Below are 15,594 nucleotides of genomic sequence, written 5' to 3' on the forward strand. Positions count from 1 at the left end.
CTCAGCGGGCGCCGAGCCCCATCTGCCGCGAGATCAGCTCCTTCATGATCTCGTTCGTGCCGCCGTAGATGCGCTGCACGCGCGCGTCGGCGTAGGCGCGGGTGATGGGGTATTCCCACATGAAGCCGTAGCCGCCGTGCAGTTGCACGCACTCGTCCATCACCTTGCATTGCAGGTCGCTGCACCAGTACTTGGCCATGCTGGCGGTGGCCGAGTCGAGGCGGTTCTCATTGACGAGTTCGCAGCACTTGTCCACGAAGACGCGCGCCACCTGCACCTCGGTCTGCAACTCGGCCAGGGTGTAGCGCGTGTTCTGGAACGCCGCCACCGTGCTGCCGAAGGCCTTGCGGTCCTTCACGTACTGCACGGTCCAGTCGATGGCGGCCTGCGCCGCCGCCACCGCGCCGATGGCGATCTGCAGCCGCTCCCAGGGCAGTTGCTCCATCAGGCAGATGAAGCCGCGACCGAGGAAGTCCGGCCCGCCGAGCACGTTGCCGGCCGGCACCGACACGTCGTTGAAGAACAGTTCCGAGGTGTCCTGCGCCTTCAGGCCCAGCTTCTTCAGGCGTTTGCCGGTTTCGAAGCCGGGCATGCCGCGCTCCACCAGCAGCAGCGTGGTGCCCTTGGCGCCGGCCGACGGGTCGGTCTTCGCGACCACGATGACCAGGTCGGCGTGCCAGCCGTTGGTGATGAAGGTCTTGCTGCCGTTGAGGCGGTAGCTGCCGTCGGGCTGCGCCAGCGCGGTGGTCTTGATGCCTTGCAGGTCGCTGCCGGCGGCGGGCTCGCTCATGGCGATGGCGCCCACCATCTCGCCGCTGGCCAGCAGCGGCAGGTACTTCTGCTTCTGCGCCTCGGTGCCGTAGTGCAGGATGTACGGGGCCACGATCTCGCTGTGCAGGCCGAAGCCGATGCCGCTGAAGCCGCCGCGCGCCAGGGCCTCCATCTGCACCACGGAATAGAGCCGGTCGGCGCCCGCGCCGCCGTAGGCCTCGGGCATGGAGGGGCACAGGAAGCCGTTGGCCCCGGCCCTGCGCCAGACCTCGCGGTCGACGTAGCCCTGCTCCTCCCAGGCTTCGTGGAAGGGCGCGATCTCCTTGTCGACAAAGCGCTGGAAGGCGTCAGCGAAGGCCTGGTGGTCGCTGTTGAAGAGGGTGCGTTCGATCATGCTGTCACCGATTGGACGGATGGGGATTTTTGGCAAGCAGTTGCTTGGCGAAAGTCAATATACTGGGCCGAGGTATCGGTCACCAGCGGGGATACACCATGAGCGCCGCCCGGCCGTTCCGAAGGCGCTCGCACCGCAGCGCGCTGCGCGGAGGTCATCAACATGCATGAGGCATTCATCTACGACGCCATCCGAACGCCCCGAGGCAAGGGCAAGAAGGACGGCAGCCTGCACGAGGTCAAGCCGATCGACCTGCTGGCCGGCACCTTGAGCGCACTGCAGCGCCGCCACGACTTCGACACCGCGGCGGTGGACGACGTGGTGATGGGCGTGGTCTCGCCCATCGGCGAGCAGGGCTCGGTGATTGCCAAGGTGGCCGCGCTGAAGGCCGGCTGGGACTGGCGCTGCTCGGGCGTGCAGCTCAACCGGTTCTGCGCCTCGGGCCTGGAGGCGGTGAACCTGGCGGCCATGAAGGTGCGCAGCGGCTGGGAGGACCTGGTGGTCGCCGGCGGCGTGGAGAGCATGAGCCGCGTGCCCATCGGCTCCGACGGCGGCGCCTGGGCGCAGGACCCGGCCACCAACAGCGCCACGATGTTCGTGCCCCAGGGCATCGGCGCCGACCTGATCGCCACCATCGAAGGCTTCTCGCGCGAGGACGTGGACGCCTTCGCGCTCGAATCGCAGCGCCGCGCCGCCAGCGCGCGCGGCGAAGGCCGCTTCGACCGATCCGTGGTGCCGGTGACCGACATGCTGGGCCAGACCGTGCTCGGCGAGGACGAGTTCATCAAGCCGCACACCACGATGGAAGGCCTGGCCTCGCTCAAGCCCGCGTTCGAGCAACTGGGCGGCATGGGCTTCGACGCCGTGGCCCTGCAGCGCTACCCGCAGGTGGAGCGGATCGAGCACGTGCACCACGCGGGCAACTCCTCGGGCATCGTCGATGGCGCCGCGGCCGTGCTGATCGGCAGCGAGGCGGCCGGCCGGGCCCACGGGCTGCGGCCGCGCGCGCGCATCGTGGCGGCCGCGCTGTCGGGCGCGGACCCGACCATCATGCTCACCGGACCCATGCCGGCCAGCCGCAAGGCGCTGGAGAAGGCCGGCCTCACGGTGGACGACATCGACCTGTTCGAGGTGAACGAGGCCTTTGCCGCCGTGCCCATGAAGTTCATGCGCGAGATGGGTGTGCCGCACGAGAAACTCAACGTGAACGGCGGCGCCATCGCCATGGGCCACCCGCTGGGCGCCACCGGCGCCATGATCCTGGGCACCCTGCTGGACGAGCTGGAGCGCCGCGGACTCCAGCGCGGCCTGGCCACGCTGTGCGTGGGCGGCGGCATGGGCATCGCCACCATCATCGAACGGGTCTGAACCGAATGAAAACGATCCGCTACGAGCTGCACGACGGCATCGCCACCATCACCTTCGACGAGCCCGGCTCGCCGGTGAACACCATGTGCGCCGACTGGCAGCGCGACCTCACCACGGTCACGGGCCTGGTGGTGCGCGACCGCTCGCTCATCAAGGGCATCATCCTGGCCTCGGCCAAGAGCACCTTCTTCGCGGGTGCCGACCTGAAAGGCACGATGCGCCTGAAGGCCAGCGACGCGCGGCAGGTCTACGCCGAGATCGAGCAGACCAAGAAGAACTTCCGTACGTTGGAGACCCTGGGCGTGCCGGTGGTGAGCTGCATCAACGGCTCAGCGCTGGGCGGTGGCTGGGAAGTGGCCCTGGTCGGCCACCACCGCATCGCCATCGACCACCCGAAGATCCAGCTCGGCCTGCCCGAGATCACCCTGGGCCTGATCCCGGGCGCCAGCGGCATCACCAAGATGACACGCCTGCTGGGCCTGCAGGGCGCGCAGCCCTTCATCCTGGAAAGCCGGCTGTTCGGCCCGCGCGAGGCGGTGGACCTGGGCCTGGTGCATGCCCTGGCCATCGACGCGCTGAGCCTGCGGGCCGCGGCCGAGGCCTTCATCGGTGCCAACCCGCAGGCCCGCCACCCCTGGGACGAGAAGGACTACAAGATGCCCGGCGGCACGCCGAGCAACCCCAAGATCGCCGGGCTGCTGAGTGTGGCGCCGGCCATGCTGCGGCAGAAGACCCAGGGCCTGTACCCCGCGCCCGAGGCCGCGCTGGCCGCCATGGTCGAGGGCGCGATGGTCGACTTCGACACGGCGCTGCGCATCGAGAGCCGCTACCTTGCGCAACTGCTCGTGAGTCCGGTCGCGAAGAACATGATCAACGCGTTCTTCTTCGACATGAACGCCGTGCGCAGCGGCGGCTCACGTCCCAAGGACTTCCCGCGCTTCGTGCCGCGCAAGGTGGGCATCCTGGGCGCGGGCATGATGGGCGCGGGCATCGCCCACGCGCAGGCCAGCCGGGGCATCGAGACCGTGCTGGAGGACGTGAGCCTGGAAAACGCCGAACTGGGCAAGTCCTACAGCCACCGCCTCACCCAGGCGCGGGTTGAAAAAGGGCAGATGAGCATCCAGGAGCAGCTCGGCCTGCTCGACCGCATCCTGGCCACCGACCATCCCAAGGACCTCAAGGGCTGCGACCTCATCATCGAGGCCGTGTACGAAAACCGCGAGGTCAAGGCGCAGATCACGCGCGAAGCCGAGGAACAGCTCGCGCCCGGCGGCTTCTTCGCCAGCAACACCTCCACCCTGCCCATCTCCGGCCTGGCCAAGGCCAGCCGGCGACCCGAGAAGTTCGTCGGCATCCATTTCTTCAGCCCGGTGGACAAGATGCGACTGGTGGAGATCATCCGCGGCCAGCGCACCGACGACGAGACGATCGCCCGCGCCTACGACTACGTGCTCGCGCTGGGCAAGCTGCCCATCGTCGTGAACGACTCGCGCGGTTTCTACACCAGCCGCACCTTCGGCACCTACGTGATGGAAGGCGCGGCCATGCTGGGAGAAGGCATTCCCGCGCCGGTGATCGAGAACGCCGCCGTGCAGGCCGGCATGCCGGTGGGCCCGCTGGCCGTGCTGGACGAGACCTCGCTGTCCCTGGCCGTGCACGTGCTGGACCAGACGCGCGCCGACCTCAAGGCCGAGGGCAAGGCTTACGAACCCAGCTCCGGCGAACTGCTGGTCGAGCGCATGGTGAAGACGCTCAAGCGCGCCGGCCGGGCCTCGGGCGGTGGTTTCTACGAGTACCCGGCGGGCCAGCGCAAACGCCTGTGGGTCGAGCTCAAGGGCCTGTTCGAGGACCCACGCCTGCAATGGGACCTGCAGGACGTGAAGGACCGCCTGCTGTACCGCCAGTCGGTGGAGACCGCGCGTTGCCTGGCCGAGGGTGTGCTCACCAGCGCGCACGACGCCAACATCGGCTCCCTGTTCGGCATCGGTTTTCCGGCCTGGACAGGTGGCGCGCTGCAATTCATCTACGGCCAGGGCATCGAGGCCTTCGAGCGGCGCTGCGACGTGTTGTCGCGCCGCTTCGGCCGCGGCTTCCTTCTCGACGGCGCCGCGCGAGACGCCATTCGCCGTTTCCAGCCCCAGTACTGATCCCTCGAAACAATGCCCCGCCTCTCGAACAAGATCTGCCTCATCACCGGCGCCGCCCAGGGCATCGGCCTGGCCACCGCCGAAACCTTCGCCCGCGAAGGCGCCACCTGACGATCGAGCAATTCGATCGCGTCATCGACGTCAACCTGCGCGGCGTGTTCCATTGCGCGCAGGCCGTGGCCGACGCCATGGTGCGCCAGGGCCACGGCGTGATCCTCAACGCCTCTTCGGTGGTGGGCCTGTACGGCAACTTCGGCCAGACCAACTACGCGGCCAGCAAGTTCGGCGTCATCGGCTTCACCAAGACCTGGGCGCGCGAGCTCGGCCCCAAGGGCATCCGCGTCAACGCGGTGGCGCCCGGTTTCATCGAAACGCCCATCCTCGGCACCATCCCCGACAAGGTGCTCGACGAGATGCGCCAGCGCGTGCCCCTGCACCGCCTGGGCCGCCCCGAAGAGATCGCCAGCGTCTACGCCTTCCTGGCCAGCGAGGACGCCAGCTACGTCAATGGCGCGGTGATCGAGGTCAGCGGCGGCATGTCGGTCTGAACCCGGCCCGGGACGGGCATCCCCCATTTGGGGGAGACGAGAAATCCCGGCTCGGGGCGGCCCAACAAACCCACCCCAAGCCGGGGCCAACATGTTACAAATCGGGGTTTTGCTCGCTGCCAGCCGCCGATGTCACCCTCCCCGCCGCCCGCCACCGAAGGCCCGCGCCTCGCGCGGTTGCGGGCATTGGGCGTGCTGGACACCCCGTCCGAGCGCGCCTACGACGACATCGCCGCCCTGGCGCAATCGCTCTGCGGCACCCCCATCGCGCTGGTGTCGCTGGTGGACGCCGAGCGCCAGTGGTTCAAGGCGCGCATCGGCCTGCCGCTGAGCGAAACCCCACGCGACTGGAGCTTCTGTTCCAACGCCATACAGGCGCCCGGCGAGGTGCTGGTGATCGAAGATGTGCGCCACGACCCGCGCTTCGAGGACCACCCCTTGCGGCGCGAGCAGCCCGATCTCGGCTTCTACGCGGGTGCGCCCATCGTCACCCGCGACGGCCTGGCCCTGGGCACCGTGTGCGTGATGGACGTGCAGGCGCGACACCTGTCCGGCGGGCAGGTCGACGGCCTGCGCCGCCTGGCCGGGCTGGCCGCCACCCTGCTCGAGCAAGGCACGCAGGACATGGACACCCTGCGACGCAACGAGGTCCGCCTCAACCGCACCGTCGCGCTGCTCGAGCGCAAGACGGTCGAGCAGCAGCGCTTCATCTACATGCTCTCCCATGACCTGCGCGAGCCGGTCAATACCATCAACAACTTCTCCGCGCTGCTGGTGGATGACCACCAGGCCGAGCTGCCCGCGCCCGCGCAGCGCTACCTGGGTTTCGTGCGCGAAGGCGGCCGGCGCATCGGCCGCCTGCTCGATGACCTGGTCGAATTCGCCCAGCTCGACTCCCACCCGCTGCGCATCGAGGCGGTGGACGCCGCCGCTCTGGCGCAGAAGGTCACGCAGGACCTGGAACCGGTGCTGCAGCGCTGCCAGGGTCGGGTCGAGATCGACACCGCCCTGCCGGTGGTGATGGCCGACCCCGGCCTGCTGCGCGTGGCGCTGCACAACCTGCTGAGCAACGCGCTCAAGTTCACCCGCCCCGGCGTGCCGCCCGTGGTCACCGTGGGTGCCTCGCGCGGCGGCGCGATCGACCAGATCCACGTGAGCGACAACGGCGTGGGCATCGCGAAGGAGCACCAGGGGCGCATCTTCGGCCTGTTCAACCGGCTCCACACCCGCCGCCGCTACGACGGCACCGGCCTGGGCCTGCCCATCTGCCAGCGCATCGCCGAACTGCATCAAGGCAGCCTGACGCTCGAGTCGTCCATCGACGTCGGCAGCCGCTTCACCCTGCACCTGCCGGCACAGGCAGACCGAGCCTGAGAAGGCGTGAGACGAGGACTCCGCATGGTCACCCCCGCGCGTTTCATCCTGATCGACGACAGCGACGCCGACAACGTGTTCCACGAAATCATGATCCGGCGCGCGGGCTTCACCGGCGAGGTGCGGATCTTCGACAACGGCGTGGACGCGCTGAAATTCCTGCGCGACGACCCGCTCTCCCAGCCCACCTGCATCTTCCTCGACATCAACATGCCCGTGCTCGACGGCTTCGAGGTGGCGCAGCAAGCCACGCGGCTGCTCGAGGGCAAGCCCGCCACCGTGCTGCTGATGCTCACCTCGTCCGACGCGCCGCAGGACCGCCAGCGCGCCGCCGAGCTGCCGGTGATCCAGGGCTACGTGACCAAGCCGCTCACCGCCGACATGGTGCGCCGGATGCTGGGCAGCCATGCCTGAGTCCGGCACCGGCGAAGCCCCGTCGCACCCGCGCTCGCGCACCGAACTCTTCACCGCCTTCACCTGGCTGGCCCTGCAGGGCTTTGGCGGCGTGCTGGCCGTGGTCCAGCGTGAGCTGGTGGAAAAGCGCCGCTGGCTGACGCGCGAGCAGTTCGTCGAGGACTGGGCAGTCGCGCAGATCATGCCGGGGCCCAACGTGGTGAACCTGGCCATGATGATCGGCGGGCGGCACTTCGGCCTGCCAGGCGCGCTGTCCGCGCTGGCGGGCATGCTGGTGGCGCCACTCGTGCTGCTGCTCCTGATCGCGGTGCTCTACAGCCAGCTTGCCGCGCTGCCGCAGGCCCAGGCCGCGCTGCGTGGGATGGGCGCCGTGGCCGCCGGGCTGATCACCGCCACGGGGCTCAAGCTGGTCGCGGCGCTGCGCCACAACGTCATGGGGCTGGGCGTGTGCACGGGCTTCGCCGCGCTCACCTTCGCGGCCATCGCCCTGCTGCGCTGGCCGCTGGCCTGGGTGCTGCTGGGTCTGGGCACGCTGGCCTGCGCCTGGGCCTGGCGCCAACTGGGCCGCAAGGGGGGTTGACGAGATGAGCGCCCTGCCCGTCGCCGTGGACTGGCTCGACCTGTTCACCCACTTCCTCACGCTCTCGCTGCTGGCCGTGGGCGGCGCCATCACCGTGGCGCCCGACATGCACCGCTACCTGGTCGTTCAGCACGGCTGGCTCAGCGATCCGCAGTTCACGGCCTCGATCGCGCTGTCGCAGGCGGCGCCCGGGCCCAACGTGCTGTTCATCGCCCTGCTCGGCTTCAACATCGGCATCAACGCCGCCGGCGGGCCGGCGGCGGGTTGGCGGGCCTGGGCGCTGGGCCTGTTCGGCGTGGTGGTGACGATGGTCGCCATCCTGCTGCCCTCGTCGGTGCTGACCTACACCGCCACGCGCTGGGCGCACAAGCACCGCGAGCGGCGTGTGGTTCGGGCCTTCAAGGCGGGCATGGCGCCGATCGTGATCGCGCTGCTGATCGCCACCGGCTGGGTGCTCACCGCCGCGCACGACCAGCCGGCGCGCGACTGGCGGCTGTGGCTGCTGACGGCGGTCGCGGCGCTGATCGTGTGGCGCACGCGCGTGCACCTGCTGTGGCTGATCGCCGCGGGCGGGGTGATGGGGGCGCTGGGCTGGGTCTGAAGCGCCCCGGCCCCTCAGCGACCGATGGGCAGGTAGTCGAACCCCATGCGCCGCACGAAGGCCGGGTCGTAGAGGTTGCGCCCGTCCACGATCAGCGGCTGTTTCAGGCGCTCCTTGATGAGGTCGAAGTCCGGGCTGCGGAACTCCTTCCACTCCGTCACGATGACCAGGGCATCCGCCCCGTCCAGGGTCTCGTTGGGTGTCTTGGCGTAGGTCACGCGCGGCTCGTCGCCCAGCACGCGCTGCGCCTCGTGCATGGCGGCCGGGTCGTAAGCCGTCACCGTGGCGCCCGCGGCCAGCACCTCTTCGAGGAAGCTCAGGCTCGGCGCCTCGCGCATGTCGTCGGTGTTGGGCTTGAAGGCCAGGCCCCACAGGGCGATGTGGCGGCCCTTCAGGTCGGCGCCCAGGCGCTGTTTGAGCTTGCGCGCCAGCACCTGCTTCTGCGCGTCGTTCGCCGATTCCACGGCGCTCAGCACCTTCAGGTCGAGGTCGGCGTCGCTCGCGGCGGTTTTGATCAGCGCCTTGACGTCCTTGGGGAAGCAGGAGCCGCCGTAACCCGCACCGGGGTAGAGGAAGTGGTAGCCGATGCGCGGGTCGGAGCCGATGCCCTGGCGCACCATCTCGATGTCGGCCCCCAGCTTCTCGGCCAGGTTGGCCAGTTCGTTCATGAAGCTGATGCGCGTGGCCAGCATGGCGTTGGCCGCGTACTTGATGAGCTCGGCGCTGCGCACGTCGGTCACCAGCAGGCGCTCGTGGTTGCGCTGGAAGGGCGCGTAGAGGGCGCGCATGAGGAAGATGGCCTGTTCGTCGCTGCCGCCCACGATGATGCGATCGGGCTTCATGAAATCGTCCACCGCCGCGCCCTCTTTCAGGAATTCGGGGTTGGAGACCACGGCGTAGGGCGTGCTCACGCCGCGTTTGGCCAGCTCATCGGCAATGGCGGCGTGCACCTTGTCGGCGGTGCCCACGGGCACGGTGCTCTTGTCCACCACCACCTTGTAGTCGGTCATCAGGCGGCCGATGTTGCGCGCCGCGGCCAGCACGTACTGCATGTCGGCCGAGCCGTCCTCGTCGGGCGGTGTGCCCACGGCGATGAACTGGATGGTGCCGTGGTTGACGGCGCGGGAGACGTCGGTGGTGAAGTGCAGGCGGCCGGCGGCCACGTTGCGCGCCACCATCTCTTTCAGGCCCGGCTCGAAGATCGGGATGCCGCCCGACTCCAGAATGCGGATCTTCTCGGGGTTCACATCGAGGCAGAGCACGTCGTTGCCCACCTCGGCCAGGCAGGCCCCGCTGACCAGGCCCACATACCCCGTTCCCACCACCGTCACTTTCATCGCGGTTCCCTCGTTGTGAGTCCCTCCATGGCGGGGACGCGGCATGATAGCGAACGAATATGGCACTTTCGTCGTACCCTCCCCCGCATGGGCGACGCCGCGTGAAGCTGTTCGCGCTGGCGCTCGGCCTGCTCCTGATGCTGTTGGCGCTGGCGCCACTGGGATGGCTGTTCGGCACCGCCCGCGGGCAGGCCGTGTGGGAGCAGGCCAACAGCCGCAGCCCCAACGAGCTGATCCGCTACACGGAGCGTCGCCTGCAAGGGCACCCGCGGCTGGAGCGCTGGCTGCTGCCGCCGCTGCATGCCCTGCGCGCGCGGGTGGAGCCCGAGCCGCCGCCAGGCCCCCTGCCCGACCTGGGCAAAGGCCAGCGCCCCGAGGCCTTCCCCCCGCCCGCCGGGCTCTCGAGCCGACTGGTGGCCGACACGCCACAGGCCATTCGTGAAGCCTTGCTGAACGCCACGCCGGGCACGCAGATCGTGGTGGCGCCGGGCCTCTACCCCTTTGACGCCACGCTGCGCCTGGGCCACGACGGCCGGAGCGACGCGCCCATCGCCCTGCGCGCCGAGCGTCCGGGCACCGTGTGGTTCAGCTTCACGCAGATGGACGGCATCCGGGTCGACCGACCGCACTGGGTGTTCGAGAACCTGGACATCCGCGGCGCCTGCGCGCGCCACGGCGACTGCGAACACGCCTTCCATGTGATCGGGCGAGGCGCCCAGGTCGGCATCCGCAACAACCGCATCACCGACTTCAACGCCCACATCAAGGTCAACGGCCAGCACGGCCGCTGGCCCGACGGGGGCGAACTGGCCTGGAACACCCTGAGCAACACCGGCCCGCGCGACACCGCCCAGCCGGTGGTGATGCTCGACCTGGTCGGCGCCGATCGCTGGCAGGTGCACGACAACCACGTCGTGAACTTCGTCAAGCGGCACGGCAACCGCGTGGCCTACGGCCTGTTCGCCAAGGGCGCCAGCGAAGGCATTCGTATCGAACGCAACCTGCTGGTCTGCACGCCCGGCGGCATCTCACAGCCCGGCGAGCGCATCGGCATTTCGGTGGGCGGCGGCGGCACCGATCCCGGGGTTTGCCGCGACCGCACCTGCCAGGCGTACGAACACCGCGATGGCTTGGCCGCCAACAACGTGATCGCACATTGCAACGACGCGGGCGTCGATGTGAACCGGGGCCTGGACGTCCGGGTGGTGCACAACACCCTCATCAATACGGCCGGCATCACGGTGCGGGCGGGCTCACGCGCCGAACTCGACGGCAACCTCGTCGACGGCCGCGTCTGGCGGCGCGATGGCAGCCAAGTGGAGCAGCGCGGCACAACGCCACTCGCCCAATGGCTCGATCCGGCCGCCGCCGCATTTCTGCAATGGCGTTGGCAACGCACGCCCACCGATGGGCCCCTCGCCGCCGGCCTTTCCACGGATTTCCATGGCCAATCGCGCGCCGGCCATTACGCACCGGGCGCCCTGCTCCCTTGAGTTAACAATTGGTCACCGGATTCCAACATCCGGTGACAAGCAACTCGATCCAATTCCAAGAATTGGGCCTCACGAGTTACCCATTGAAACGCCGGCGATTGGCATTTCAACGTCAATAATTCATTGACGGTATTTTCTGATATCGCACCCCGCTGATTGCCTCGAATCAGCCAGCCCTCCGTGACCTGCTGCGCCTTCGGTCCGCCGAAGAAGTGGTGGGTGAATTTGTGTCTTTTTGTACGGGAAATGCCGCTCATCGGCCGCCGAAGGCCGCAGGTTCGTGTGCACTTCCGCACATCGCCGTTTTTGAACAGCCGATCAACTGTGCCGCTTTTCACGCTTTCAGCCCCCCTAAAGTCATTCGCAGTGGCGTCGAGAAACAAGACAAAGGGGTGAAAAACGTGCGACAGATCACGGCGAAAAAAGAAACCCCATACCTTGGTATTAATGCTTTCGGGTGCTATTCACCGGGCATTGGACACTTTCAATTCAATTCATCGCGAACGCCAAACATCATGGAAATCGAATTGGTTAACCCCCGGGTCAAACGGGACCTTCACCGCCCGGTGCTGGCGGCCTTGTTCACCTGCGTGGCCCTGACGGCTTGCGGCGGCGGTGGCGGTGGCGCCGACGCCGGTGCCTCTCCTGCCCCCGCTCCCGTGGCTGTCGACAACGCGTCCAGTGCACCGCCGCCGCCGGCCAACGGCGTCGCGCCGACGGCTGCCGAAATGGAAGCGGCCGCCGCCCGCGGATGGTCCTGGAGCGGCCTGCTCAAGCTGTGGGAATCCATCAAGACCTGCTCCCGCTCCGGCACCTGCCCCCGCTCCGGCACCTGCCCCCGCTCCGGCACCTGCCCCCGCTCCGGCACCTGCTCCCGCTCCGGCACCTGCCCCCGCTCCGGCACCTGCTCCCGCCCCGGCACCTGCCCCCGCTCCGGCGCCTGCCCCCGCTCCGGCGCCTGCCCCCGCTCCGGCGCCTGCTCCCGCTCCGGCACCGGCACCCGCTCCGGCACCTGCTCCCGCTCCCGCCGTCGGCGTGGGTGGCCTGGCTTGCGCCTCCGGCGCCATCACCTGCGTGGAAGTCACGTCCGGCAGCGCCCAGACCAACCTGCCCATCACCTTCGGCCAGCCCTTCCGCAGTGGCGACCTGGCCACCAGCCAGGGCCTGCGCGCCCAGGACAGCGTCGGCAACACCGTGCCGCTGCAGATGGACGAGGTGTCCACCCACAAGAACGGTTCGGTGCGCTTCGCCGTACTCAGCGCCTCGGTACCCAGCCTGCCGGCCAACACCGCTCGCATCATCAACATCTACCCGGCCACCAAGACCACGTCGAGCGTCTCGCTGCCCGCCTCGCCGGCCTGGAACCTGCAGGTCACGGCCCGACTGTCCGACGGCAGCACCCTGGTGGCCAACCCGCAGCAGGCGCTGCAGCAGGCCATCGCCTCGGGCAGCAACCGCCGCCTGCACGGCCCCGTGGCGAGCGAGTTCAACATCGTCGCGCCCATGATCAACCAGTCAACCGGCGCGGCCCACCCGCACCTGGTGGCGCGCCTGCACACCCGCCTGTACCAGAGCGGCCAGATCCGCACCGACGTGGTGATGGAGAACAACTGGGCCCTCAAGGCCTCGCCGTCCGACCTGAGCTACTCGCTGACGGTCACCGCCAACGGTCAGACCTTGCTGTCGCAGCCGTCCTTCACGCACCACCACAAGGCCCGCTGGCACAAGGTGGTGTGGACGGGCGCCGCCGCGCCGAACGTGCGCGTACGCCACAACATGCGCTACTTCCTGGATAGCCGCGCCACCTGGAACTACAACCTGGGCCTGAGCATTCCGGAAAGCGTGCTCGCCGCCGAGGCCTCCAGCCTGGCCTCGCGCAACACTGGCCCCATGGGCACCGCCATGTTGACCACCGACATGCCCGGCACCGGTGGCCGTTCCGAAATCGCACCTGTGCCTCGCTGGACCGCGATGTACCTGATCAGTCAGGACGACCGCGCGCGCGCCTCCATGCTGGCCAACGCCGACGCCGCCGCCAGCGCACCTGTGCACTACCGGGACCACGAGACCGACCAGCCGATCAGCGTCATCAAGTACCCCAACCTGGCGCTGCGCTATGGCAGCTCCAATCCTTCGGTGCCGACCGCGAGCACCTCCAGCACCTGGAAACCGGACATTGCGCACCAGGGCTCCTACGCCTACATCCCCTACCTGATCACCGGCGACGCGTTCTATCTCGACGAGATGATGTTCTGGGCCGCCTGGAACATCGCCGCCAACGATCCGGCCGGGCGCGGCACCTCGCAGGGTCACATGGGCTCCGAGCAGCTGCGGGGCGCGGCCTGGGGCTTCCGCTCGATCCTCGAAGCCGCCTTCGCGGTGCCCGACAACCACCCGCAGAAGACCTACTTCCGCACGATCGCCAACAACAACATCTCGTTCTTCAACTCGAACTTCACCGCCACCACCGACACGCAGTACGTCTTCCCGCTCGGGGGGCTGAAGGGCATCTACAACAACAACCAGATCCCCGGCTACGAGAACGACTTCTTCATGTACGTGACCGCCTGGGCGCTGGAGAACGGCGAGACGGGCATGCAAGCGACGTTCAACAACATCGCTCGCTACATCGTCGGGCGCTTCACATCGGCTGTGCAGGCCCAGGGCTTCTGCACCTCGAAGGGCGCGCACTACTGGAACGAGAGCCGCAGCGGAAGCACCGCGCTCTCGAGCTGGGCGGCCTACGCCAGTGCGAACGGAGACGGCCCATCCTGCGGAACCGTCGCCAACGGTGACGGCGCCTACCCCGACTGGGCTGGGGGCTACGCGGCGGTGTCGCGCGGAATGCTCGGCGCCGCAGCGAACGCCGGCCACTCCGATGCACCGGCGGCCTATACGCGGTGGTTGACGTTCACGCCCAACCTGGGCACGGACTTCAAGAACGACCCGTCCTACGCGATCGTGCCGCGCTGAGCGCCACGGTTCTCCGAGAAAGCCCCGAGGCCCCGGCCTCGGGGCTTTTTCTTTTTGTGGCCCCGGCCTCGGGGCCGCTCGCGCCTCAGTCGTCGCCCAGCAGCAGCGGCAAAGCGCTGGCGGCGGTGGCACGCAGGCAATGCGTCGCCACGCGGTCTAGGGCGCTGGCCTGGGGATTGACGATGAGCACGCGGGCGCCGGCCTCGCGCGCCACTGCCGCCAGGCCGGCGGCCGGATATACCTCGCCCGAGGTGCCGACCACGAGCATCAGGTCGCATGCTTCGGCCGCAGCCTGTGCCGCGGCGAGCTCGGCCTCGGGCAGCATCTCGCCGAACCACACCACGGCGGGGCGGCGCAGGTTGCCGCAGACCGGGCAATGCGGCGGACGGCCGGGTGCGATCGCGTCCGCTTGGCAGCAGGCACGCGGTGCGTCGAGCCAGCGGTCCTGCGCGATGTTGCCGTGCAGGGCCAGCACACCGGCGCTGCCCGCGCGCTGGTGCAGCCCGTCGACGTTCTGCGTGATGACCGTGAGCCGGCCCGGGTGGCGGCGCTGGAAATCCGCGATCGCCAGGTGCCCCGCATTGGCTTGCACGTTGTCAATGGCGGCGCGGCGCTCGGCGTACCAGTCCCACACCAGTTGCGGCTGGCGGCGAAAGGCCGCTTCGGTGGCGAGCTGCTGCGGGTCGAATCGCGCCCACAGGCCGGTGAGCGCGTCGCGAAACGTGGGCACGCCCGATTCGGCGCTCATGCCCGCGCCGCTGAGCACGGCGATGGCCCGCGCCGAGCGGACCCAGGCGCGGAGTTCTTCGTCCATGGGCAATCAGCCGCGCTGGCGCAGGGCCTCGTAGAGGCAGATGCCGCTGGCCACCGAGACGTTCAGGCTCTCGACCGCACCGCGCATGGGGATGTGCACGAGTTCGTCGCAGGTCTTGCGCGTGAGCTGGCGCATGCCCGGGCCTTCGGCGCCCAGCACCAGGGCCACCGGTCCCTTGAGGTCCACCTCGTAAACCGACTTGGGCGCGTCGTCGCTGGTGCCGATGACCCAGATGTTGCGTTCCTTGAGTTCGTTCAGCGTGCGCGCGAGGTTGGTGACCATGAAGTACGGCATGGTCTCGGCCGCGCCGCTGGCCACCTTGGCCACGGTGGCGTTCAGGCCCACGGCGTGGTCCTTGGGTGCCACCACGGCGTGCGCGCCGGCGCCGTCGGCCACGCGCAGGCAGGCGCCCAGGTTGTGCGGGTCGGTCACGCCGTCGAGCACCAGCAGCAGCGGGGCCTGGTCCGCGCCCTCGACCTGGTCGAGCAGGTCGTCGAGCGAGCGGGCCTGTTCCACGGGCAGCACGCGCGCGGCCACGCCCTGGTGGCCGTGGCTGCCCGCGAGCTTGGCGATGCGCAAGCCATCGGCCTCGATCAGGCGCACGCCGGCTTCCTTGGCGCGATCGAGGAACTGGCGCATGCGCGCGTCGCGGCGCGTGGACTCGAAATAGACCTCGACGATGCTCTGCGGCGCCGTCTTCAGGCGCACGCCGACCGCGTGGAAACCGAACAGGACCTTGGTGGCGGACGGGGCTTTGGGCGAGGCGGACATGGGCGCGAT

Annotated in this window: 12 protein-coding genes and 1 pseudogene; 9 read left to right on the forward strand and 4 right to left on the reverse strand. The window is 68.9% G+C overall.

The features are described 5' to 3' along the window. Position 1: 1 nt before the first annotated feature. Positions 2-1,165: an acyl-CoA dehydrogenase family protein gene (locus tag GTO19_RS19850; RefSeq protein ID WP_291024046.1), complete on the reverse strand. Its 1,164-nt coding sequence runs from the start codon at positions 1,163-1,165 to the stop codon at positions 2-4. A 162-nt stretch (positions 1,166-1,327) separates the two neighbouring features. Between GTO19_RS19850 and GTO19_RS19855 the strand changes: the two genes are divergently transcribed. From GTO19_RS19855 to GTO19_RS19885, 7 genes and pseudogenes are all read left to right on the forward strand, one after another. Then, positions 1,328-2,533 carry an acetyl-CoA C-acetyltransferase gene (locus GTO19_RS19855; RefSeq protein WP_291024048.1) on the forward strand — a complete coding sequence of 402 codons (1,206 nt, stop codon included), beginning with the start codon at positions 1,328-1,330 and terminating at the stop codon, positions 2,531-2,533. 5 nt (positions 2,534-2,538) lie between these two features. Beyond that, positions 2,539-4,680: a 3-hydroxyacyl-CoA dehydrogenase NAD-binding domain-containing protein gene (locus GTO19_RS19860; protein ID WP_291024050.1), complete on the forward strand. Its 2,142-nt coding sequence runs from the start codon at positions 2,539-2,541 to the stop codon at positions 4,678-4,680. A 12-nt stretch (positions 4,681-4,692) separates the two neighbouring features. After that, positions 4,693-5,228 (forward strand): annotated as a pseudogene (locus GTO19_RS19865) (SDR family oxidoreductase). 129 nt (positions 5,229-5,357) lie between these two features. Then, entirely contained in the window at positions 5,358-6,602 is a 1,245-nt protein-coding gene (locus tag GTO19_RS19870) for an ATP-binding protein (RefSeq protein ID WP_291024053.1), read from the forward strand. Between the two features lie 24 nt (positions 6,603-6,626). Further along, positions 6,627-7,016, forward strand: coding sequence for a response regulator (locus tag GTO19_RS19875; protein WP_291024055.1), 390 nt, complete (start codon positions 6,627-6,629; stop codon positions 7,014-7,016). After that, the gene (locus GTO19_RS19880; protein ID WP_291024057.1) at positions 7,009-7,596 is read left to right on the forward strand and encodes a chromate transporter; all 588 of its coding nucleotides are present in this window, start codon (positions 7,009-7,011) and stop codon (positions 7,594-7,596) included. Before GTO19_RS19875 ends, GTO19_RS19880 begins: the two co-directional genes overlap by 8 nt. A 4-nt stretch (positions 7,597-7,600) precedes the next feature. After that, positions 7,601-8,197: a chromate transporter gene (locus GTO19_RS19885; RefSeq protein ID WP_291024060.1), complete on the forward strand. Its 597-nt coding sequence runs from the start codon at positions 7,601-7,603 to the stop codon at positions 8,195-8,197. 14 nt (positions 8,198-8,211) lie between these two features. Here the strand turns inward: GTO19_RS19885 and GTO19_RS19890 are convergent, their stop codons facing one another. Continuing rightward, entirely contained in the window at positions 8,212-9,534 is a 1,323-nt protein-coding gene (locus GTO19_RS19890; protein ID WP_291024062.1) for a UDP-glucose/GDP-mannose dehydrogenase family protein, read from the reverse strand. 101 nt (positions 9,535-9,635) lie between these two features. Here GTO19_RS19890 and GTO19_RS19895 point away from each other — a divergent pair, with 101 nt between their 5' ends. Both GTO19_RS19895 and GTO19_RS19900 read left to right on the forward strand, forming a co-directional pair. Further along, positions 9,636-11,027: a hypothetical protein gene (locus GTO19_RS19895; protein ID WP_291024065.1), complete on the forward strand. Its 1,392-nt coding sequence runs from the start codon at positions 9,636-9,638 to the stop codon at positions 11,025-11,027. Positions 11,028-12,101: 1,074 nt separating this feature from the next. Continuing rightward, entirely contained in the window at positions 12,102-14,000 is a 1,899-nt protein-coding gene (locus tag GTO19_RS19900; protein ID WP_291024067.1) for a hypothetical protein, read from the forward strand. Positions 14,001-14,085: 85 nt separating this feature from the next. On the opposite strand, the gene GTO19_RS19905 is transcribed toward GTO19_RS19900, so the two are convergent. Continuing rightward, positions 14,086-14,814, reverse strand: coding sequence for an NAD-dependent deacylase (locus GTO19_RS19905; protein ID WP_291024070.1), 729 nt, complete (start codon positions 14,812-14,814; stop codon positions 14,086-14,088). 6 nt (positions 14,815-14,820) lie between these two features. Further along, entirely contained in the window at positions 14,821-15,585 is a 765-nt protein-coding gene (gene rlmB / locus GTO19_RS19910; protein WP_291024072.1) for a 23S rRNA (guanosine(2251)-2'-O)-methyltransferase RlmB, read from the reverse strand. Between the last annotated feature and the right edge of the window lie 9 nt (positions 15,586-15,594).

The sequence above is a fragment of the Hydrogenophaga sp. genome (assembly GCF_011772445.1).
In the GTDB taxonomy this organism is placed as follows: Bacteria; Pseudomonadota; Gammaproteobacteria; order Burkholderiales; family Burkholderiaceae_C; genus Hydrogenophaga.